Genomic DNA, 20,796 nt, shown 5'->3' on the forward strand with positions numbered 1-20,796 from the left:
CCCCATGAGCCTCCCCCTCCCCCTCTCCGACACCGTCCGCGACGACGCCCGTGAAACCATCCTCGCCGGGATCAAGGCGCACAACAATGCCCTGCTCGGCCCGACCGATCGGCGCGACGTGTTCATTCCGCTGACAAATGCGGAAGGACAGACGGCGGGCGGGCTTGTCGGTTATACCGGGCGCGGCTGGCTCTATGTGGAAATGCTGTTCGTGCCGGAGCACTTGCGCGGCCAGGGGCTGGCCGGTGCGCTGCTGCAAAGGGCGGAGGACGAGGCGAAGGCGCGCGGCTGCAAGGGCGCCTATATCGACACGATCAATCCCGACGCCCGCCGCGCCTATGAGCGGCAGGGCTATTCAGTCTTCGGCACGCTCGACAATTTCACCGGCGATTTTGCCATCACCTGGCTCAGGAAGCTCTTCTGAGCGCCGCGGCGGCGGCCTCGGCCGTATCGTCCATCGGCCGCCAGGCGATCAGGCCGTTCAACCGCTCGTGCACGTCGGCGCCGAGCGGCACGACCAGCACCCGTGCGGGATCGACCGGGCCGGGAAAATCCAGTGCCTTCCACGCGACCTTCTCGAAGCCGAGCGGCATGTAATAGGGCGGATCGCCGATCAGGATGACGGCTTCGGAGCCGGCGCGCCGCGCCGCATCGATGGCGATGCGCACCAGTTCCCGGCCGATCCCCATGTTCTTGTGCGAGGGACGGACGGCGAGCGGCCCGAGCAGATGGCCCTTGACCGTGCCGGCGAGAACCGGCGTCATGCGCACGGAAGCGATCGTCTCGCCGTCGTCGGCGCAGATGAAGGACAGGTGCCGGTCATGCGGCCCCTGCTCGCGGATGCGGGCAGCGGCGCGCGTGTGCCGGCCGGGGCCAAAAGCTTCTTCGTTGATGTGTTCGATGACCGCGTCGTGCGACGCATCCTCGGTGAGGTAGACAAGGTCGTGATTTTTCATGGATGACCGGACCGAAGGGACAGACGGAGATATGGGTTCTCGTTGACGCCGCAGGGGCGTTCGGGAAACATCAGCGTCGTCGCAGGGTCCGTGGTGCGGTCATGGAAAAAGGGTCATCCGTTTTTGCGAAATCCCGGATAGCAGCAAATTTTCCGGCCGTCCAATGGAAAAACGCAGTGTTCACCCCTTGGCATCTCCCAATATCCGCGCCGAGGCGTATCTATGGGGCAGGACATGAACAACTCACAGGAGAGCGCCGATGGGCATGCTCGTTGACGGCGTCTGGCACGACGTCTGGTATGACACGAAATCCACCGCCGGTCGCTTCGAGCGTTCCAAGGCGCAGTTCCGCAACTGGGTGACCGCCGACGGCGCGGCCGGCCCGACGGGCAAGGGCGGCTTAAAGGCCGAGGCAGGGCGCTACCACCTCTATGTGTCGCTCGCCTGTCCCTGGGCGCATCGCACGCTGATCTTCCGCAAGCTTAAAGGTCTGGAGGACCTGATCTCGCTGTCGATCGTCGATCCGCTGATGCTGGAGAACGGCTGGGAATTCCACGACCGCGACGGCGCGACACTCGACCACCTGTTCGGCTCGGACTTCCTCTACCAGATCTACCTGAAGGCCGATCCGGCCTATTCCGGCCGCGTCACCGTGCCGGTCCTGTGGGACAAGCAGACGGGAACGATCGTCTCCAACGAATCCGCCGACATCATCCGCATGTTCAACACCGCCTTCAATGGCCTGACCGGCTCCGACAGCGACTACTGTCCTGCCGATCTGCGCGCTGAAATCGACGTGCTCAACGACCGGATCTATGACGCCGTCAACAACGGCGTCTACAAGGCCGGCTTCGCAACGACGCAAGCCGCCTATGAGGGCGCGGTCACGCCGCTCTTTGCCATGCTGGACGAATTGGAGGAGCGGCTGTCGACCGGCCGTTACCTGTTCGGCGAACGCCTGACCGAGGCCGACTGGCGGCTGTTCACCACGCTGGTTCGCTTCGATCCGGTCTATGTCGGCCACTTCAAGTGCAATATCCGCCGGATCGCCGACTATCCGAACCTGTCGGCCTATGTCCGCGATCTCTACCAGACGCCGGGCGTGGCCGAGACGGTCGACATCCGCCACATCAAGCACCACTACTACCGCAGCCACAAGACCATCAACCCGACCGGCATCGTGCCTGTCGGCCCTGCTCTCGACTTGGACCGTCCACATGGGCGGGAAGCGTTGTCGGAGACGGAGCTTACCACACGTCGGCGGGCTTGACCTCGCCGCTCAACTCCGCCAGCCGCCGGAGCGTGGCGGAGGTCACGTCCTTCGGCAGGTCGCGCGGATCGAAGAATGCGGCCTCGACGATCTCGCGATCGGCAAGCCGCGGCGCCGTCTGGATCACCTCGGTGCGATAGAGCAGCACATGATCGCGCGGGCTGATGCGGCGGTTGAAGTAGACATGGAAAAGCTGCGGCGGCGCGGTGAGCTCCAGATTGCCCTCCTCCCGCAATTCCTTTTCCAGCGCGGCCAGGGCCGTCTCGTTCCGTTCGACGCCGCCACCCGGCATGTACCAGCCGGGCACATAGGAGTGACGGACGAGAAAAATCTCGCCTTGCGGGTTGAAGCAGGCGGCGCGCACGCCGAGCGTCATGCCGCGCGACAGGGCGAAATAGCCGTGCAACACCTTCAGCAACAGGCGTCGCCGAAGTCCCGTGCGCTCGTCCAGGCCGTTCTGCTGGTTCATTCTTCTTGCTCCCGTCACGCCGCGTCTTTAAGAGTGGCGCCATGTTCAAGCTCGCGCATATATCCGATGTTCACCTGGGCCCGCTCCCCAACCTGACCATGCGCGAATTGGCTTCCAAGCGCATCACCGGCTATGTGAACTGGCACCGCAACCGGCGCAAGCACCTTTTCACCAACGCGCTCGATCTGGTGATGGAGGATCTGCGCCGGCACGAGCCCGACCACCTGGCGATCACCGGCGACATGGTCAACCTCGCCTCGGGCATCGAGATCCGCCTCATCGCCGAATGGCTGCGCGAGGCCGGCGCGCCGCTCGACACCTCGGTCGTTCCGGGCAATCACGACGCCTATGTGCCGGGCGCCCACGACAAGGCGGTGCAGGCCTGGTACGACTACATGCGCGGTGACGACGACCCGCTGATCTGGCGGGAAGGCTACAAGCTGTTTCCCTATATCCGCAGGCGCGGACCGGTGGCGTTGATCGGCTGTTCCACCTCGATCGCCACGCCCCCCTTCTCCGCCACCGGCTATTTCAGCGCCCGCCAGGCGCGCGAGACGGCGGAATTGTTGCGGGCCGCCGGCGAAGAAGGCCTGTTCCGCGTGGTGATGATCCATCATCCGCCGATCCGCGGTGCCGCGGCCTCGCACAAGCGCATGATCGGCATCCGCCGTTTCGCCGCGGCGATCTCCCTGGGCGGCGCCGAACTGGTCCTGCACGGCCACACCCATCTCAACACGCTCTACTGGCTTGATGCCCACGGCAAGCGCGTGCCCGTCGTCGGCATCGCCTCGGCCTCGCAAGGGCCAGGGGCACCGAAGCCGGCCGCCGGCTACAACCTCTTCTCGATCAGTGGCGAGCCCGGCGGCTGGCACCTGAAATGGGACCGCCACAGCCTGTTCGACGCAGCCTCCAAGCTCAGGCACGAACACCATCAGGTTCTGCTGGGCTGACGGTCGGCGGCGCCTTTGCGCGGTGGCGCTCGACGATCGCCCGAAGATTGTCGGAAAAGACGGAAATGGCAGCCTGCGCCTCGTCGACCCCGAAGCCCGCCCAGCCCATGCGCTTGACCACGACCGGCTTGCAGATGCGGAAGAAGACCGACTGGCCGAGGAGTGAGAAGACCGTCAGCGCATAGGCCTCGGGCGCCTCGGGCCGTCCCACCGCTATGGCGAACAACTGGCAGAAACGCTCGTGCAGCGGTCTTGCCATCCGCTCGTAGAGCAGGCCATCGACCTCACCCGGAACGATCATCTCCCGGGTCATGAAGGTGGAAAGCAGGTCGGCGTCGGGGCGCGAGGCACCGATCCGCATCATCGTGCCGACCATGCCGTCCAGCATGTCCAGCGCCTCATCCGCAGTGACACCCGCCGGCAGCGACTGGCTCAGCGAAGGACCAAGGCTCTCATGCACGATCCCGATCACGTGCTCGATACAGGCCTTGCGCAGGCCGGGCTTGCCGCCGAAGTGATAGGCGATGCTGCCGATATTGGCGGCGGCATGGTCGGCGATCTGCCGTGTCGACACGGCGTCATAGCCATGATTGCCGAACAGTTCGAGCGCAGCCGAAATCAGCGATGCCCGCGTCGCGGCCGCCCCCGATGCCTGTCTGACCATGCGTGCCTCCGCGAAAAAATCATTCGATTGATTAATTCGGGCAGGGTTCTCGGTCAACCGGCGTGATTGTCGCGGCCGATTGCCGTCGCCTCGCCGAGCAGTTCGGCGATCCGCGCCGGATATTCTTCCACCAGCATGTGTCCGGCGGTGGCGATCCGCGTCAGCGCGATATTGCCGGGCAGCCGCTCCGCCTGCCAGCACGGCAGGATGCAATCCTCGCCGCCCCAGACCACGCGGATCGGCATGGTCAACGCGGCCAGCGCCTCCAGCGGCAGTTCGCCCTGGAGCCGTTCACCATTCGGCGCGACATAGGTGATGGTCTCGAAAATCCGCTCGAGCGCCTCGCGCGCGCCGGGCAGATGGCGGACCGCCAGCATGTCGTCGACCAGATCGTCGTCGATGGCGGCATTGAAGCCGGCCATCCCCTCCAGGGCCCAGATCAGATCGAGATGGGTCTCGGCCTGCGCATAATGGGACAGCAGGCGGTGATTGATCGCCGGGCCGAAGCCGCCCGGTGCAAGCAGCGTCGCGCTCAAGACCCGTTTTTGCTCCCGAAGCGCCAGAAGTGCTGCGGTCGCGCCGCCGAGCGAATGCCCGGCGACGTGGAAGGTTGTCACGCCGCGCAGGTCGAGGTCGTTGCGGATCGCTTTGGCCATCTTGCCCGCCCCGCCGATTCCGTCGGCATGCAGCGAGCCGGCATGGCCCGGCATGTCATAGGCGATTACCGGCTGGGCGGCGTCGAGCCCGGCCACGACCTTTTTCCAGGTGAAGGCGCCGCCGCCGAAACCGTGCAGCAGCACCAGCGGCGGTGTCTTCCTGATGTCTCCGGCGACGATCGCGTTCAGCGCCATGGTTCAGCCCTTCGCAGCACGATCTTCGAGCACCCGGTTTGCCGCCGAGACGATCGCCTCGAGCGAAGCGGCGACGATGTTGGTATTGATGCCGACGCCGAACAGTTTGCCATCCGGGTGCACCACCTCGACATAGGCAATCGCCGAGGCGTTGGAGCCATGCTGCAGCGAATGCTCCGAATAGTCGGCGACCGAGAGTTCAATGCCGAGATAGGTCGACAGGGCATTGATGAAGCCGTCGATCGGCCCTGTCCCCTGCCCTTCGATCCGTCTGGTCTCGCCGCCATCGGTGATCTCGGCGGCGACGATGCGCCGCCCCTTCTGCGCCGGATCGGCATAGGTGTGGTGATCGACATATTTCAGGCGTCCGCCGGGCTGCTCGACATAGCGTTCGATGAAGCGCTCGTAGATTCGCTTCGAGGGCAGCTCTACACCCTCCTCGTCGGTGATGCGCTGGATGTCCTCGCGGAACTCCACCTGCAGGGCGCGCGGCAGGTTGATGCCGTAGTCCTCCTGCAGGATGTAGGCGATGCCGCCCTTGCCTGACTGCGAGTTGATGCGGATGATCGCCTCGTAGGTCCGGCCGACGTCCTGCGGGTCGATCGGCAAATACGGCACTTCCCACAGGGGAGAATTGGCCGTGCGCCGCGCCTTCATGCCCTTGTTGATCGCATCCTGGTGAGAGCCGGAAAACGCGGTATAGACCAGCTCGCCGACGTAAGGATGGCGCTCCGGAATGGTCATCTGGTTCGAATACTCATAAACCGCCTTGATCCGCTCGATGTCGGAGCAATCCAGCTTGGGATCGACGCCCTGGGTGAACATGTTCAGGGCCAGCGTGACGATGTCGACATTGCCGGTCCGCTCGCCATTGCCGAACAGCGTGCCTTCGACGCGATCGGCACCGGCCATCAGCCCTAGTTCGGTCGCCGCGATCCCGGTGCCGCGGTCGTTGTGCGGATGCAGGGAGATGATGACGTTTTCGCGGTTGTCGATGTTGCGGCACATCCATTCGATCTGGTCGGCATAGATGTTCGGCGTCGCCATCTCGACGGTCGACGGCAGGTTCAGGATCAGCTTGTTGTCCGGCGTCGGCTTGATGATGTCGATGACGGCATTGGAAATCTCCAGCGCCACGTCCAGCTCGGTGCCGGTAAAGCTCTCCGGCGAATATTCGAAGCGGAAGCCGCCATTCGCACCGGTGGCAGCCTTCGCCGCCATCTCGGTGATCATCTTCGCCGCATCGACGGCGATCTGCTTGATGCCGGCGACATCCTTGCCGAACACCACGCGTCGCTGCAGTTCACTGGTCGAATTGTAGAAATGGATGATCGGCCGCCTGGCGCCTTCCAGCGCCTCGAAGGTCCGGGTGATCAGCTCCGGCCGGCACTGCACCAGCACCTGCAGCGACACGTCGTCGGGCACGTTGCCTTCCTCGACGCACCAGCGGGCAAAGTCGAAATCGGTCTGCGAGGCGGACGGGAAACCGATCTCGATTTCCTTGAAGCCCATGTCGAGCAGCAGTTGGAACATGCGGGCCTTGCGGTCGTGGCCCATCGGATTGACCAGCGACTGGTTGCCGTCGCGCAGGTCCACCGAGCACCAGATCGGCGCCTTGGTGATCGTTTTCGACGGCCAGGTGCGGTCCTTGATATCGATCTGCGGATAAGGGTGGTACTTGATCGCCGCTTCGGGCATGCCCTTGATACCGGCACCGGACTTCATGCTCATGTCGTTCATCTCTTCCTCTTCCGCACTTGCCCGGCTCTTAGCGCATCAAGCGCGGTTTTGCGACGGCAAATGCTGGCCCATGGTCGGCCAAATAGTCCAAAGTTCAGGGATTTGATCAGAGGAGCTGTGCCATGCGGCTATCCGGCCGCCGGGCGCTCCTCAAAGGACCCGGCAACCGCGGATAAGGGTAAGAAGAAGCGAGTTTGGCACCGACGCGACAAAGCCGGCCGCGGAGCGGTCAGCCTTCAGGGTCGCAGACATGGTCGAGCCGAAATGGTTCATGGTGAAAAGAGATAACGTGCGACGGCAGATCGCGCAAGTCCGTTATTCAGCGGCGGCGCGTTGCCGAGGTTCAACGCGATCCGCCAGCCAGATGGTGATCAGGGATTGCCGGGAGACACCGAGTCGTAACGCCTCCTGATCGAGACGATTGACCAGCCATCGCGGCAGGCTGAGATCGACATCTACGGGCACCAGATTGGGACGCTCGGCCTGTTCCAGATCGAAATACTGGAGAACGTCTTCTTTGCCCTCATCAAAAAGGCGGTCCAGATCCTTAGCCTTCATAGATTTCCACCTCCAGCCTGCGGGCACGACGCGCGGAAATGATCCGCACCGTATCGCCGCGATAAACGAATATCACCACCCAATAGGCTCCATCCAAGAGGCCGATCGCCATGCGACGCTCCTCGCCATCCTCGTCGCGCGACAACAGGATGAGCAGTGACGGATCGCGCCAGAGAGCTTGCGCCCCGATGAAATCAAGCCCGTGTTTGCGCCGGTTACCTTCGCTTTTCGCGGGATCGAACTCAAACTCCATGTTTTATTTTAGCACGGACCAAGCCCGATTTCCACGGAATCAGCCTCGTCTCGCCAGCCGCAACACGCCGATCATCAATCCTCCGGCCACCAGCCCCCAGAAGGCGCCGGAAATGCCGGCGAAGGAGACGCCGGAGGCGGTGATCAGAAAGGTGACGGCCGCCGCCTCGCGGGTTTCCGGCTCCTTGAATGCGGCAACGGCAGAGCCGGAAAACGCGCCGATCAGCGCCAGGCCTGCCACCGCCTGGATCAGGATCGGCGGCGCGAGCGAGACGAAGGCGGTGACCGCGCCGGCCAGAAGACCGAACACGATATAGCCGACGCCGCCGATGATCGCCGCCCAGTAGCGCCTCTTCGGATCGGGATGGGCGTCCTCGCCGGCGCACATCGCCGCGGTGATCGCCGCCAGGTTGACGGCATGGCCGCCGAAGGTCGCCGAAAACAGCGAGAACAGCCCGGTCACGGCAAACAGCGGCCCGGGATTGGGATTGTAGTGGTTGACCTTCAGCACGGCGATGCCGGGAATGTTCTGCGACGCCATGGTGACGATGAACAGCGGCAGCGCGATCGAGATGAGCGCAGGCAAGGTGAACTCCGGCGCGACGAGTTCGATCGGCGGCGCGAGCGACTGCGTCCAGGTCGCCATCGCCCCTTCCGGCAGATCGACACCGAACATCATCACGATGACGAAGGCGAGCAATGCCGCCGGCACCGCATAGAGCCGTTTGAAGGCCAGTACCGCCGCCCAGGCGACGAGGATCGGCAGGCCGAGCGCCGGATCGAAGGCGATCGCCTTGAACGGAGCGAAGCACAGGCCGAGGATGACGCCCGACAGCATGGCATTGGCCAGCGGCGCCGGGATCGCGGCGACCGCCCGGCCGAGCGGCCGGAACAGGCCGGCGATCACGATAAGCACGCCGCAAACCAGGAAGGCGCCGACGGCGGCGGCAAACCCGCCCTCCACAGTGCCGGCGGTCGCCAGCAGCGCCGCCCCCGGTGTCGACCAGGCGATCGACACCGGCAGTCTCGTCCAGGCGCTGAGCACGACGGCGCAGAGCCCCATCGATACCGACAAGGCCATCAACCCGGAGGCTGCCTGATAATCGGTCGCCCCCACGCCCTTAAGGCCTTGCAACACCACCGCAAACGAACTGGCGAACCCGACAAAGGCGGTCAGGCAACCCATGAAAAAGCTTTGGAACGAAAGGTCCTTGAACATCGAAAGCCCGGCGAAGCGAGAATGACAATCGCCCACCAACAGCAAAGATAGGTTCCATTGGCAAGCCGGGCGCGCGCAAAACCGTTACGGCAACGCGCGATCAAGAGCCCATAGCGCACCTTGGTCTGGAGATCGGCGTCGTGCCTGCGCCTGGCACCAGAGCCCGGCGCGGAAGGCCCGGCCATGGCCCCCGCAGGTTCAATTGTCCGGCGCCGCCAGCCGGAAGCTCATCACCGCGTCGTGAACGCGCTTGCGCCCCTTCTCGTCCCCGAGAAAATGATAGCCGACAACGGTATAGCCGCGCTTCTTGTAAACGACATAGGCGGCAATGCTCTGCACGGTCGCGCCGCTCACCTCGCCCTGGTACTGGCGCATCACCACCGTCATCTTGGGCAGGCCGACGCCCGGATGCTCGCCCGCCGGTTTGGCGAGCCGCTCGTTCATGAAGAAGATCTTGTCCGCCAGGTTTTCCTCCCAGGCATCGGCGAAATCCTTGGACTTGGTTGCCTGGTCGAGGTCGAGCGCCCAGACGATCACGCCCTCCACCCGGTCGGGATGGCGCATGTCGAGCGAATACGGCTCGGATGCGTCGATCTCGCTCGACCAGATGCGCGGCACGGCGATCCAGAAGCCGCGATCGGAATTGCGCCGCCAGACGATGGTGTCCTCGTCATCTGAAACATCCGGCGCGTCGGCGGTTTCCTCGTCCTCGCTTTCGGACTTGGGTGCGGCCGTTTCGGCCTGCGGCTTTTCTTCCTGCGCCTGTGGCTTGTCTTCCTCCGCCTGCGGTTTGTCGGCCGCCGGTTCGGCGATTTCGAGCGTCGCGGTGCAGTTCTCGAACACCTTGAGATATTCGTCGAAGATGCCGTCCGGCGCCGAATAGGACATCAGCAGGAAATTGCGCGGCGCCGTCACCACCATCTGGATGTGGTTGTAGTCGCGCTCCTTGCCCGCCGTGTCCGCGGTACGGTAGCTGGCGATCAGGAAGGGCGCCTGCTGGCCGGCGGTCGGAACCGCCCCTTCGGTGCGGATGCGCCCCTGCGGCGCGGCGAGCAACTGCCCCTTCAGCCTTTCGAGCTGCGCTTTGGCTGTCTTTTCCGCCGTCCTTTGCCGGTCGATGACCTGCACGATGATCGTCGCCTCCCGTGCCGTACCGCTTAAGCCCGAAAACACCCGGTCGCCATTCTTGGCCTCCTGGAAGTCCCAGTCCGAGGGAAAGTTGCAGGAAAAGCCCGAATTGTCCTTGTAGGTGCGGAACACGGTTTCCTGTGCGCCGACGGGAACCGCAGCTGCAAAAAGCAGACAGGCGACCAGAAACAGGCGCTGCATGATAGTCTCGGCGAAACGTCCCATCGATTTCCACTCCCACTCCCATTCTCAACCGACCTTATTAGCCCGGCGGAATGAGTCAAACGATATGGCGCTCGACCTTGGTCGGACGCCTGCCACGTAGGCGGGGTGGCTCGGCTGACGTCGCCGCACGAAAAAGCCCCCGCCGGCGAATGCCAGCGAGGGCTCTCAAACTCGGTCTCGTGCCGCAGTTCCGAGATCAGACTTCCGACTGCGTCTCGACGATCTTGCCGACCAGGCCGTAGTCCTTGGCTTCCTCGGCCGACAGCCAGTAGTCGCGGTCGATATCCTTGGCGATCTTCTCTTCCGACTGGCCGGTTGCCTTGGCGAAGATCTTGATCAGGCGCTGGTTCATCTTGATGATCTCGCGGGCCTGGATCTCGATGTCGGAGGCCATGCCGCGGGTGCCGCCCGAGGGTTGGTGCAGCAGGAAGCGGGTGTTCGGCAGGCAGAGGCGACGTTCCTTCGGCACGGAGACGTAGATCAGCGCGCCGGCCGAGGCGACCCAGCCGGTGCCGATGATGATGACCTTCGGCTTGATGAACTTGATCATGTCGTGGATCGAATCGCCCGATTCGACGTGACCGCCCGGCGAGTTCACATAGACGCGGATGTCGTCGTCGGAAGCGGCGGCAAGCGCCACCAGCTGGGTGCAGACCTTCTGCGCCAGTTCCTGGGTGATACCGCCATAGATGAAGATCGAACGCGACTTGAAGAGGTTCGCTTCCGTTTCCTTGCCGAGCGGCAGTTCCTTGCTCTTGTCGTCGTCTTCTTCGTTCATTCGGCAATTCCTCAAGCGTTCGCGTTTCTCTCACCCGCACATAGTGCGACTCATGTCGTAAAACAATGCGGGAAAAAGGGGAAGCACGGAACCGGTGAACAGGGCGTTAGTGCGGCCCGCCCAGACGGGGTCGACCAGTCCTTGCGCATACGCGGCGTTAACGCCGCCGCCTTATAGTGCCCCGCCACAGGGGCGACCATGACGACACGGATCAGACTTGCGGAAATCATCGAGGCGTTGAGCTGCGCACTCGACATGACCGAGGGCCAGCCGCCCGGCCATTGCATCCGCTGCTGCTGGATCGGCACGGCGATCGGCCGTGAACACGGCCTCTCCGACAATGCCTTGCAGGATCTCTACTATACCCTGCTGCTCAAGGACCTCGGCTGCTCCAGCAATGCCGCACGCATTTGCGAACTCTATCTGGCCGACGACCTGACCTTCAAGCAGGACTTCAAGCTCGTCGACGGCTCCCTGCCGCAGATCCTCAGATTCGTGCTCTCGCATACCGGCATGCAGGCCGGGCTTGCCGAACGGTTTCGCAGCCTGATGCACATCGTCAGGAACGGCGGCGCGATCGCAACCGACCTCATCCAGACCCGCTGCCGGCGCGGCGCGGAGATCGCCCGCCAGATGCGCTTCTCCGAAGCGGTCGCCCACGGCATTCTCGACCTCGACGAGCATTGGGACGGCGGCGGCCAGCCTTCCGGCCTCAAGGGAGCCGCCATTTCGCCCTTCGCCCGCATCGCCCTGCTTTCCCAGGTCATCGATGTTTTCCAGGTGAGCGCCGGCCGGGAGGCGGCGATTGCCGAAGTGCGCAAGCGCGCCGGCACGTGGTTCGATCCCGAGATGGTCGAAGCCTTCAACCGCATCGCCGCCGACGAGGCCTTCTGGACAAAACTGAATTCGGACGACATCGGGCGGCTGGTGCTGCAGGGCGAACCTGGCCAACAGGTCATCTATGCCGACGAGGACTATCTCGACGACATCGCCGCCGGCTTTGCCCGTGTGGTCGACGCCAAGAGCCCCTACACGTCCGGCCACAGCGACCGCGTGGCGCTGTTCACCGACATGATTGCCGAAGAAATGGGCATGGCGCCGGCGGACCGCCGCCGCCTCAAGCGCGCAGCCCTCCTGCACGACATCGGCAAGCTCGGTGTCTCCAATGCCGTGCTCGACAAGCCGGGCAAGCTGGAGGGCGAGGAATGGCAGGCGATGAAGCGCCATGCGGAATATTCCGAGCTGATCCTGTCGCGCATCGGCGCCTTTGCCGAACTCGCCCGCATCGGCGGTGCGCATCACGAACGTCTCGACGGCAAGGGCTATCCGCGTGGCCTGACCGCGCCCGATCTCGCGCTCGACGTGCGCATCGTCTCGACCGCAGACGTCTTCGATGCCCTCACCGCCGACCGTCCTTACCGCGCCGCCATGCCGGTGGCCAAATCGCTTGCCATCCTCTGGGAAAGCGCCGGCGCAAGCCATGATCCGGCCTGCATCGCGGCACTGGAGCGGTCTCTCGCCAAGGCCGAACTCGCCGTCGCCTGACGCGACGCCGTCCGTAGCAGAACTGACCCTGCCTTCGCCTCCGCCTCGCGCCAGTTTATGCCCCCGCCAACGCCCCCTGCACCCGCCAACGCCTCCTCTGCTGCCACGAAGGGCGAGCAGGACTACCGCGCAATCCGCGTCGACAGGATGATGGACGACAGCGTGCGCTCGACGCCGGACAGCGCGCCGATATGGTCGATCAGCCGGTCGAGTTCAGCGATCGACGGGGCCGCGACGATGGCGATCAGGTCGAAGCTACCATTGACCGAATGCAGCGTCGTCACCTCGCGGATCGCCGACAGTTCGACGCTGACCGCAGGCAATGTCTTCGGCGCGATGGTGATCAGCACATGCGCCCGGATCAGCCCGCTCTGAAAGGCCTCCGACAGCCGGACCCCATAGCCGGCAATCACCCCTTCGCGCTCCAGCCGCTCCAGCCGCGCCTGCACGGTGGTGCGCGACAGGCCGAGCCGCCTCGCAAGCGTCGCCACCGGCATGCGGGCGTTCTCGCCGAGCAGCGCCAGCAGTTCGCGATCCTTGTCGGTAATTTGCACTTTGCCCAATTCCTTTGTCGATCTGCCGAAACACATACCACGAAACGAACATATCGTCGCTATGAATCGAAAGGATCAGTGGGCATCCTGTTGAAATCTGACGAAATTCAAGAGGGGATGTTTTCCATGAAAGACGTAGTCATCATCGGCGGCGGCAAGATCGGCAGCGCCATTGCACTCATGCTGGCCGACAGCGGCGCCTACAGGATCACGGTCGCCGACCGCAGCGAGGCGCAGCTTTCCGCCATCGACCGCCACCCGGCGATCACCACCGCCGTCGTCGACATCACCGATGCGAGCGCCCTTGACGCCGTGCTCGCCGGCAAGTTCGCCGTGCTGTCGGCCGCCCCCTTCCACCTGACCGGCGCGATCGCCGAAAGTGCGGCCCGCACCGGCACCCATTATCTCGACCTGACCGAAGACGTCGCCACCACCCGCAAGGTCGAGCAGCTGGCGCAGAATGCCAGGACGGCGTTCATCCCCCAGTGCGGCCTGGCTCCCGGCTTCATCTCGATCGTCGCCAATGACCTGACCCGGCATTTCGACACGCTCGACAGCGTGCGCATGCGCGTCGGCGCGCTGCCGCAATATCCGTCCAACGCGCTCAACTACAATCTGACCTGGTCGACCGACGGCCTGATCAACGAATATATCGAGCCCTGCGAGGCGATCGTCGAAGGCAAGCTTATCAATGTCCCGGCGATGGAAGAGCGCGAGGAATTCTCGCTCGACGGCGTCACCTACGAAGCCTTCAACACCTCGGGCGGCCTCGGCACGCTGGCGAAGACGCTGGAGGGCAAGGTGCGCACGATGAACTACCGCACCATCCGCTATCCGGGCCACCAGGCGATCGTCAAGGCGCTGTTGAACGACTTCAACCTGAAGAACCGCCGCGATGTCCTGAAGGACCTGTTCGAGAACGCCCTGCCCGCCACCATGCAGGACGTCGTCGTCATCTTCGTCACCGTCTGCGGCGTCAAGGACGGCCGTTTCCTGCAGGAAACCTATGCCAACAAGGTCTATGCCGGCGTCGTCGGCGGCCGCCTGATGAGTGCCATCCAGATCACCACCGCCGCCGGCATCTGCACCGTGCTCGACCTGCTGGCCGACGGCAAGCTGCCGCAAAAGGGCTTTGTCCGCCAGGAGGAAGTCAGCCTCCCCGACTTCCTCGCCAATCGTTTTGGCCGCGTCTACGACCCGCAAGTCGCCAAGCTCGCCAAGGCGGGCTGATCGGTCCTCCTGGGGGGAGGAGTGGACCGCCAAGGTCCTGGACGGAGCGGCGACAACAAAAAGACGGGCCGCTCCGTCCGCCCCCCTGCTTCCAGCTGGACCGCTCCACCGTCCCGCCCCGCATCCGGCCCTCCGGTCCACCTTCTCCCCGCTGCGGAGAAGATGCCACGCCACGACGTTTCCGGCCTCCTCGCCCCACCGGGGAGAGGTCCGCCGAGCGAAGCGGAGGCGGGGTGAGGGGGAGCCCCACGCGCCAAGGCCAGCGTGCTACGCACCCGATCGATGATCGTCGCGCGGCGCCGATGAAGACTGACCCCTGCCCCAATCGCCGTCTCTTAAGGTGAGCTTCGCTCCCCCTCATCCGGCCCTACCGGGCCACCTTCTCCCCGCTGGGGAGAAGAGACAGCCACCCGCTCAGCCGAACTTCGCCAACACCTTCAACAGCATCGCGGCGACCCTGCCATAGGGCGGATAAAGCAGTGCCACCGCCGACAGCCGCGACTGGCGCAGCACCGGCTTTTCCTTGCTCATCGCCACGAAGCCCGCCTCGCCATGATAGGCGCCATCGCCCGAGGCGCCGACGCCGCCGAACGGCAGGTTGTCCTGCGCCAGGTGCAGGATCGTGTCGTTGACCGTCACGCCCCCGGAAATCGTCCCGTTCAGCACCCGCCCCTCGGCCGCCCTATCGCTGCCGAACCAGTAGAGCGCCAGCGGCCGGTCGCGGGCGTTGACGAAGGCCAGCGCCTCGTCGAGCGTATCATAGGGAATGACCGGCAGGATCGGCCCGAAAATTTCCTCCCGCATCAGCGCCATCGTGTCGTTGGCCCCGGTGACGACGACCGGCGCAAGAATGCGCCGCGCCGCATCCGTGCCGGGCAGCAGTTCGATCACCTCCGCCCCCTTGTCGCGCGCCTCCTCGATCAGGCCGGCGAGCCGGTCAAAATGGCGCGCACTGATGATCGACGTATAGTCGGGATTGCTGGAAAGCCTGGGATATTGTCTTTCCGCCGCCGCCTTGGCCGCAGCCACGAAGGCCCCGACGCGGTCGCGCGGCACCAGCGCATAATCGGGCGCGACGCAGGTCTGGCCAGAGTTCAACAGCTTGCCCCAGATCAGCCGCGGCACGGCGCTGTCAAGATCGGCGGAGGCGTCGATGATCGCTGGCGACTTGCCGCCGAGTTCGAGCGTGACCGGCGTGAGGTTCCGTGCAGCCGCCTCCGCCACTTTTCGGCCGACAGCGGTCGAGCCGGTAAACACCAGGTGATCGAACGGCGCCGCACTGAAGGCCGCCGCCACCTCCGGCCCGCCGGTGATGACCGCCACCTCGTCCTCGGCGAAGAATTCCTTGACCGCCGCATCCAGAACCTCGGAAAACCGCGGCGTCAGCTCGGACGGCTTGAGCATCGCCCGGTTGCCGGCGGCCAGCGCCCCCACCAGCGGCGAGAGCATCAGGTTGAGCGGATAGTTCCACGGCGCGATGATACCGACGACGCCGAGCGGCTGGCGGATGATCAGCGCCGACCCCGGTTGCCCGGTCCAGGCCAACGACACGCGGCGCCGCCGCATCCAGCCCTTCAGGTGCCGCCGCGCATGACGGATCGCCGCCCGCGTCGGCACGATGTCGGCGAGCGTGGTGACGACCGGCGAGCGATTGCCGAAATCCTCCGAGATCGCCTGAGCAAGGCGCTCCTGCCAGGCGAGGATCATCCGCTCCAGCCGGTCGAGCCGGTCGCGCCTGAGCGCAAGGTCCGGATTGATGTCGGCAAGATAAGCCGCCCTCTGCCGCGAAAGCACGCTCTCGATCACCGCCTCCGGCGACACCGCCTGCCGATCGCCCACACTCCCGTCCATCATCCGCCTCCCGATGTGCTGACGCTCTACAGATGAGCCGAGACCCAAGATTGTTCAAGTGCGAACAGATGGCAGACGGGAATTAAATACCGCCGATCCGCGGTCGCCCTCAGGCTGAAGCGCCCGCGACAGCGGGCGTCGAAGCATCCAGCCGAAGATGCAAGCGTGGCCTCGGGCTTCGAGGCCGGGCGCTGCGCGGCACCTCTCGGCATGAGGGAAGCGTCAATCGCGCCCATGGCCCGCCCTTCACCCTGGCCTCCGCCCGCCGGCGGGGAGAGGGAGGCAGGCGCATCAAGGGTCTGGCCTTCTCCCCGCTTGCGGGGAGAAGGTGCCGGCAGGCGGATGAGGGGCAATCTTTACCGTTGGTAGGGAGAAAGCGATTTCGATGAATTGGGCGCAGCACTTGCTGCGGCCAAACATCAGAAATCGCAAGTGAGGGGGATCGTTCGCCCTGCCCGCGGCAAGCCCCCTCACCAACAAAATCTGAAGTTTAGCCCTGATCGGGCCAAGCCTTCGATTTTGTAACCTCTCCCACAAGGGGAGAGGGTTCGCCGCCCCCCCTTATCCCTCGTCGATCGGCAGCGCCGAGAGCTTGAGCCCCATGGCCTTCATCAGCTTGAGCACGGTGGCGAATTCCGGATTGCCGTTTTCGCCGAGCGCCTTGTAGAGGCTCTCACGCCCAAGCCCTGCCTCTTCGGCTATCGCCGTCATGCCGAGCGAACGCGCGACAGTGTTGAGCGCCCGCCGGATCTCGGCGGCATCGCCCTCCTCCAGCGCTGCGGCCATGTAATCGGCGCGGGCTTCGGGACTGCCGAGATAGTCGGCCGCGTCGAAGCGGGGCATGTCCTTAATGGAGGTCATTGGGCCAATCCTTCAATTCCGTTGCCAGCCTCTTCGCCGTCTCGATGTCTCGTGCTTGGCTACCCTTGTCACCGCCGCAGAGGAGGATCACCACCAGTGAACCACGCTGTACGTAATAGACCCTGTAGCCTGGACCGTGATCGATCCGCAGTTCATGCACACCTGCCCCGATACTCTTGTGATCGCCGAAGTTGCCATAGGCAATTCGCTCGATCCTCAGCAGGATCTTCGAGACGGCACGCCCGTCTCGAAGGGACCGCATCCAGCGATCGAACATCGGATGTCTGCGGATATCCATAACCGTATCCTACGGAATACAATACTGCAAATTCAAGGCTGACGATAGGGCGTAAAAGGCGCAGACACGAACCTACTGTTGCCAGCCATCAACGCTGCCGGACCTCAATTGCTCCTCTATTGGGGACACCCAGTCGAACACCAAAAAATCCGCTATCGTGCTGATTGGTTCGCCATCCCCCATTGATCAACGCATCGCAGACCAAAGGATTGAATCCGTTCGAACGCATGAATGACGCCACCCTTTCGGCCTGAGCGCGTGGCAAGTATCCCACTGTCAGACCGGAGATGGTGATCCGAACGGCGTTGTCGTCGTGCGGATTTGTCGGTTCCAACTCTAGGTACGCCTCAACCACTTTATCGTGACCTTGGCGGCTGAAGCCTCCGCAAATCCGGTGCAAGGCGTTCTGATAGTTGCTCTCTCCCACAACCTCCATCGGGAAGGAACCATCTTTCCACACGACGAAGCTCTGTCGTCTCAGCTTCTTCGGTGAACCAAAAAGAAAGGACAGCAGCCCCATTGCACATCTCCTTCTCGCAAGAGAAGTAAACACAACCAGAATTAGAAAGTCCAGATCGCCGCGGAAACACCAAGCCGTCACACGCAGCCGGATGACACAACAAATAACCCGCCGGCCTCGCGACCGACGGGTTCCAATTCTCGCAGGGATCAGACGGCTGATCAGCTCCGCGGCTTCAAATTCTCCGGGTCGTACAGCGGCTTGTACCCCACCGCCGCCACCTCGACTGGATAGGTCTCGGCAAAATACTCGACGTTCAGCTTCCGCCCCACCTGGCAATAGTCGCGCGGCAAATACGCCAGCGCGATGTTCTTGCCGATGGTCGGGCCGAAGGCGATCGAGGTGGTGTAGGAGCGGCGGCCGAGGCTGTCCACCAGCGTCTCCCCGGTTTCCGGGTCCATGACCGGCAGCGATCCGACCGGGTAGCGGGCAACACCCTTGGCATCGACATTGTCGGTCATCACCAGCGTGCAGAGCATGGCCGGCTGGTGGTCACGCGCCTTGTATTCGAGGTGCTTGGACTTGCCGCGGAAATCGGCTTCCTTGACCTTCGGGCGGGCAAGATCGGCCTCGATCAGGTTGTACTGGGTCAGCAGGTCGCCGTTCTGCAGGCGCAGGCTCTTTTCCATGCGGCGGGAGTTGGCATAGGTCTCGACGCCGAAAGCCATGACGCCGGTCGAGCGCAGCGCGTCCCAGACGGCCAGCCCATCCTCGTATTTCATGTGCAGTTCCCAGCCCTGCTCGCCGACATAGGAAATGCGGAAGGCGGTCACGGGCTTGCCGGCGATTTCGATCGGCTTGATCGCGGCAAACGGGAAGTTCTCGATATCGAGGCCGGCGGGGTCGGCGACGACCTTTTTCAGGTTCTCGCGCGCGTTCGGCCCCCAGATGCCGATGGTGATGAACTTTTCCGAAACGTCGGTGATGGTGACATCAAGGCCACGATCCTCAGCCACGCGCTTCATGTAGTGGAAGTCGCGCGGGCCGGCATCGGCGCCGTTCACGAGACGGCAGCGGTCGGCCATGCGGAACACGGTGAAGTCGGCGCGCACCATGCCCTCGTCGTCGAGGAAGTGGGTGTAGATGCCCTTGCCGATATTGCCGTCACCGCCGATCTTGGCGGCGCAGAGCCATTCGAGCAGCGCGACATGGTCCGGCCCCTCGATGTCAACCATGTGGAAGTGGCTGAGATTGACGATGCCGCAATCCTCGCTCATCGCCAGGTGCTCGGCGTTCGAGACGCGCCAGAAATGGCGGTTGTCCCATTCGTTCTCGCGGACCGGAACCTTGTCGCCGTATTTTTCAAGGAGATGCTCGTTGGCCTTGTAGCCATGCGCGCGCTCCCAGCCGCCGAGTTCCATGAAGTAACCGCCGAGCTCCACTTCACGCTCGTAGAAGGGCGAGCGCTTGACGTTGCGGCCGCTGGCATAGGGCTCGCGCGGATGCACGGCGGGGAAATAGATCTTCTGCGCGGCTTCGAAGCAGCGACCGGCGATGAAGTCTTCGGTCAGCTGATGCGGATAGAAGCGGGCGTAATCGATCGAGTTGTGGTCGATTTCGGTGCGGCCGTCGGTCATCCAGTCGGCGATCAGCTTGCCATAGCCCGGACCATCCTTGACCCAGATGGCGACGCAGTACCACAGGCCCCGCACCTTCTGGCTCTCGCCGCAGGACGGGCCGCCGGCGGCGGACACCTGGAGAAGTCCGTTGAAGCTGTGGCTTTCATTGTAGCCGAGCTCGCCGAGGATCGGCGTCAGCTCCATCGCGCGCTCGAGCGGCTCGAGGATCTGCTCCATCTCCAGGTCGCGCTGCGAGGGCGAAAGCCGCGCCTCGTGCTTTTCCAGGAGCTCGCGCGGATGGCACATGCGCGGCTCCTTGGTCTCGTAATAGCCCCATTCGATCTGGCCGCCCTCGGTGGTCTTCGGGTCACCGGTATCGCGCATATAGGCCGAATTGCCCTGGTCGCGCAAAAGCGGATAGCCGATTTCCTTGCCGGTGCCCTCGAATTCGTTGAACGGGCCGAAGAAGGTGAGCGGATGGTCGACCGGCATGACGGGCAGGTCCTCGCCGACCATTTCGGCGATCAGGCGCCCCCACAGGCCGGCGCAGACGATGACGTGATCGGCCATGATGGTGCCGCGATGCGTGACGACACCCTTGATGCGGCCGCCCTCGACGATCAGCGATTTGGCCGGGGTGTTGGCGAACATCGTGAGCTTGCCGGATTTTTCGGCAGCGTCGACCAGCTTGCCGGCAACCGTTTGGCTGCGCGGGATGACGAGGCCGGCATCGGGATCGAACATGCCGCCCATCACCTGGTCTTCCTCGATCAGCGGGAAGAGCTTCTTGATCTCGGCCGGCGACACATAATGGGCGCGGGTGCCAAACGCCTTGGCGGAGGAAAGCTTGCGCTTGATTTCCTCCATCCAGCTGTCGTCGCCGGTGCGGGCGACTTCCAGTCCGCCGATACGGGCGTAGTGACCCATCTTCTCGAAGAAATCGATCGAATATTGCGTGGTCCAGACAGAGAGATAGTCATGGCTGGTCGTGTAGCAGAAGTCGGAGGCATGCGCCGTCGAGCCGATGTCGGTCGGAATGCCGGATTTGTCGATGCCGACGATGTCGTCCCAGCCGCGCTCGATGAGGTGATGGGCGATCGAGGCGCCGACAATGCCCCCGAGCCCGATGATGACGACCTTTGCCTTGGACGGAAACTCTGCCATTGCCTGAAAACCCACCTGCCAGCGTGTTGAAAATCAGCAGGGATATTAGGGCCGGATCGGCGCGAACAGAAGCCTGTCTGCGACATTCTCCAAGGACTGCACGACCCGCCGCAGCGGGATGGGTCCCCCGACCGCGATGGCCGGCGGCTGGCCC

Annotated in this window: 21 protein-coding genes; 5 read left to right on the forward strand and 16 right to left on the reverse strand. The window is 63.9% G+C overall.

Annotated elements, in window-relative coordinates:
* Positions 1–4: 4 nt before the first annotated feature.
* Positions 5–424: a GNAT family N-acetyltransferase gene (locus tag RHIZ70P_RS21345; protein WP_115672587.1), complete on the forward strand. Its 420-nt coding sequence runs from the start codon at positions 5–7 to the stop codon at positions 422–424.
* On the opposite strand, the gene RHIZ70P_RS21350 is transcribed toward RHIZ70P_RS21345, so the two are convergent.
* Complete coding sequence (locus RHIZ70P_RS21350; RefSeq protein WP_115672553.1) at positions 408–956, reverse strand: GNAT family N-acetyltransferase; 549 nt, start codon at positions 954–956, stop codon at positions 408–410. The two genes, RHIZ70P_RS21345 and RHIZ70P_RS21350, sit on opposite strands and share 17 nt — an antisense overlap.
* Positions 957–1,215: 259 nt before the next feature.
* On the opposite strand from RHIZ70P_RS21350, the gene RHIZ70P_RS21355 reads away from it, so the two are divergent.
* Positions 1,216–2,226 (forward strand): glutathione S-transferase family protein, encoded by a 1,011-nt coding sequence (locus RHIZ70P_RS21355; protein WP_115672555.1) that lies wholly within the window; start codon positions 1,216–1,218, stop codon positions 2,224–2,226.
* On the opposite strand, the gene RHIZ70P_RS21360 is transcribed toward RHIZ70P_RS21355, so the two are convergent.
* Positions 2,204–2,695, reverse strand: coding sequence for an NUDIX domain-containing protein (locus tag RHIZ70P_RS21360; protein WP_115672556.1), 492 nt, complete (start codon positions 2,693–2,695; stop codon positions 2,204–2,206). The genes RHIZ70P_RS21355 and RHIZ70P_RS21360 overlap by 23 nt on opposite strands.
* Before the next feature lie 41 nt (positions 2,696–2,736).
* On the opposite strand from RHIZ70P_RS21360, the gene RHIZ70P_RS21365 reads away from it, so the two are divergent.
* Positions 2,737–3,645: a metallophosphoesterase family protein gene (locus RHIZ70P_RS21365; RefSeq protein ID WP_115672557.1), complete on the forward strand. Its 909-nt coding sequence runs from the start codon at positions 2,737–2,739 to the stop codon at positions 3,643–3,645.
* Here the strand turns inward: RHIZ70P_RS21365 and RHIZ70P_RS21370 are convergent.
* From RHIZ70P_RS21370 to RHIZ70P_RS21405, 8 genes are all read right to left on the reverse strand, one after another.
* Positions 3,611–4,309 (reverse strand): CerR family C-terminal domain-containing protein, encoded by a 699-nt coding sequence (locus tag RHIZ70P_RS21370; RefSeq protein ID WP_115672559.1) that lies wholly within the window; start codon positions 4,307–4,309, stop codon positions 3,611–3,613. The genes RHIZ70P_RS21365 and RHIZ70P_RS21370 overlap by 35 nt on opposite strands.
* A gap of 53 nt (positions 4,310–4,362) precedes the next feature.
* Positions 4,363–5,160, reverse strand: coding sequence for an alpha/beta fold hydrolase (locus tag RHIZ70P_RS21375; RefSeq protein WP_115672560.1), 798 nt, complete (start codon positions 5,158–5,160; stop codon positions 4,363–4,365).
* A gap of 3 nt (positions 5,161–5,163) precedes the next feature.
* A complete protein-coding gene (gene leuA / locus RHIZ70P_RS21380) occupies positions 5,164–6,891 on the reverse strand; it encodes a 2-isopropylmalate synthase (protein ID WP_115672588.1) in 1,728 nt (575 codons plus the stop codon).
* A gap of 324 nt (positions 6,892–7,215) precedes the next feature.
* The gene (gene brnA / locus RHIZ70P_RS21385) at positions 7,216–7,458 is read right to left on the reverse strand and encodes a type II toxin-antitoxin system BrnA family antitoxin (protein WP_115672562.1); all 243 of its coding nucleotides are present in this window, start codon (positions 7,456–7,458) and stop codon (positions 7,216–7,218) included.
* Positions 7,448–7,711, reverse strand: a complete 264-nt coding sequence (locus RHIZ70P_RS21390; RefSeq protein WP_115672563.1) for a BrnT family toxin — start codon at positions 7,709–7,711, stop codon at positions 7,448–7,450. The genes brnA and RHIZ70P_RS21390 overlap by 11 nt, the downstream gene beginning before the upstream one ends.
* A gap of 39 nt (positions 7,712–7,750) precedes the next feature.
* Positions 7,751–8,929, reverse strand: a complete 1,179-nt coding sequence (locus tag RHIZ70P_RS21395; RefSeq protein WP_115672590.1) for a benzoate/H(+) symporter BenE family transporter — start codon at positions 8,927–8,929, stop codon at positions 7,751–7,753.
* Positions 8,930–9,127: 198 nt separating this feature from the next.
* Positions 9,128–10,282, reverse strand: a complete 1,155-nt coding sequence (locus RHIZ70P_RS21400) for a hypothetical protein (RefSeq protein WP_115672564.1) — start codon at positions 10,280–10,282, stop codon at positions 9,128–9,130.
* A 196-nt stretch (positions 10,283–10,478) separates the two neighbouring features.
* Positions 10,479–11,060 carry an ATP-dependent Clp protease proteolytic subunit gene (locus RHIZ70P_RS21405; protein ID WP_115672565.1) on the reverse strand — a complete coding sequence of 194 codons (582 nt, stop codon included), beginning with the start codon at positions 11,058–11,060 and terminating at the stop codon, positions 10,479–10,481.
* A 198-nt stretch (positions 11,061–11,258) separates the two neighbouring features.
* On the opposite strand from RHIZ70P_RS21405, the gene RHIZ70P_RS21410 reads away from it, so the two are divergent.
* Positions 11,259–12,605, forward strand: a complete 1,347-nt coding sequence (locus RHIZ70P_RS21410; protein WP_115672566.1) for an HD-GYP domain-containing protein — start codon at positions 11,259–11,261, stop codon at positions 12,603–12,605.
* Positions 12,606–12,727: 122 nt separating this feature from the next.
* Here RHIZ70P_RS21410 and RHIZ70P_RS21415 read toward each other — a convergent pair whose 3' ends face one another.
* Positions 12,728–13,159, reverse strand: coding sequence for an Lrp/AsnC family transcriptional regulator (locus RHIZ70P_RS21415; protein WP_115672567.1), 432 nt, complete (start codon positions 13,157–13,159; stop codon positions 12,728–12,730).
* A 117-nt stretch (positions 13,160–13,276) separates the two neighbouring features.
* Here RHIZ70P_RS21415 and RHIZ70P_RS21420 point away from each other — a divergent pair, with 117 nt between their 5' ends.
* Complete coding sequence (locus tag RHIZ70P_RS21420; RefSeq protein ID WP_115672568.1) at positions 13,277–14,389, forward strand: saccharopine dehydrogenase family protein; 1,113 nt, start codon at positions 13,277–13,279, stop codon at positions 14,387–14,389.
* 414 nt (positions 14,390–14,803) lie between these two features.
* Here the strand turns inward: RHIZ70P_RS21420 and RHIZ70P_RS21425 are convergent, their stop codons facing one another.
* From RHIZ70P_RS21425 to RHIZ70P_RS21445, 5 genes are all read right to left on the reverse strand, one after another.
* Entirely contained in the window at positions 14,804–16,240 is a 1,437-nt protein-coding gene (locus RHIZ70P_RS21425; protein ID WP_115672569.1) for a coniferyl aldehyde dehydrogenase, read from the reverse strand.
* 561 nt (positions 16,241–16,801) lie between these two features.
* A complete protein-coding gene (locus tag RHIZ70P_RS21430) occupies positions 16,802–17,101 on the reverse strand; it encodes an addiction module antidote protein (RefSeq protein WP_115672571.1) in 300 nt (99 codons plus the stop codon).
* On the reverse strand, positions 17,088–17,399 hold the full coding sequence (locus RHIZ70P_RS21435; RefSeq protein WP_115672572.1) for a type II toxin-antitoxin system RelE/ParE family toxin: 312 nt from the start codon (positions 17,397–17,399) through the stop codon (positions 17,088–17,090). Before RHIZ70P_RS21435 ends, RHIZ70P_RS21430 begins: the two co-directional genes overlap by 14 nt.
* Positions 17,400–17,487: 88 nt before the next feature.
* Positions 17,488–17,919 carry an HIRAN domain-containing protein gene (locus tag RHIZ70P_RS21440; RefSeq protein ID WP_115672574.1) on the reverse strand — a complete coding sequence of 144 codons (432 nt, stop codon included), beginning with the start codon at positions 17,917–17,919 and terminating at the stop codon, positions 17,488–17,490.
* A 161-nt stretch (positions 17,920–18,080) separates the two neighbouring features.
* Positions 18,081–20,642 carry a GcvT family protein gene (locus RHIZ70P_RS21445; RefSeq protein ID WP_115672576.1) on the reverse strand — a complete coding sequence of 854 codons (2,562 nt, stop codon included), beginning with the start codon at positions 20,640–20,642 and terminating at the stop codon, positions 18,081–18,083.
* Positions 20,643–20,796: the final 154 nt, after the last annotated feature.

Origin of the sequence: Paenirhizobium selenitireducens ATCC BAA-1503 (assembly GCF_900492185.1) — a bacterium.
Taxonomy (GTDB): Bacteria; Pseudomonadota; Alphaproteobacteria; order Rhizobiales; family Rhizobiaceae; genus Allorhizobium; species Allorhizobium selenitireducens_A.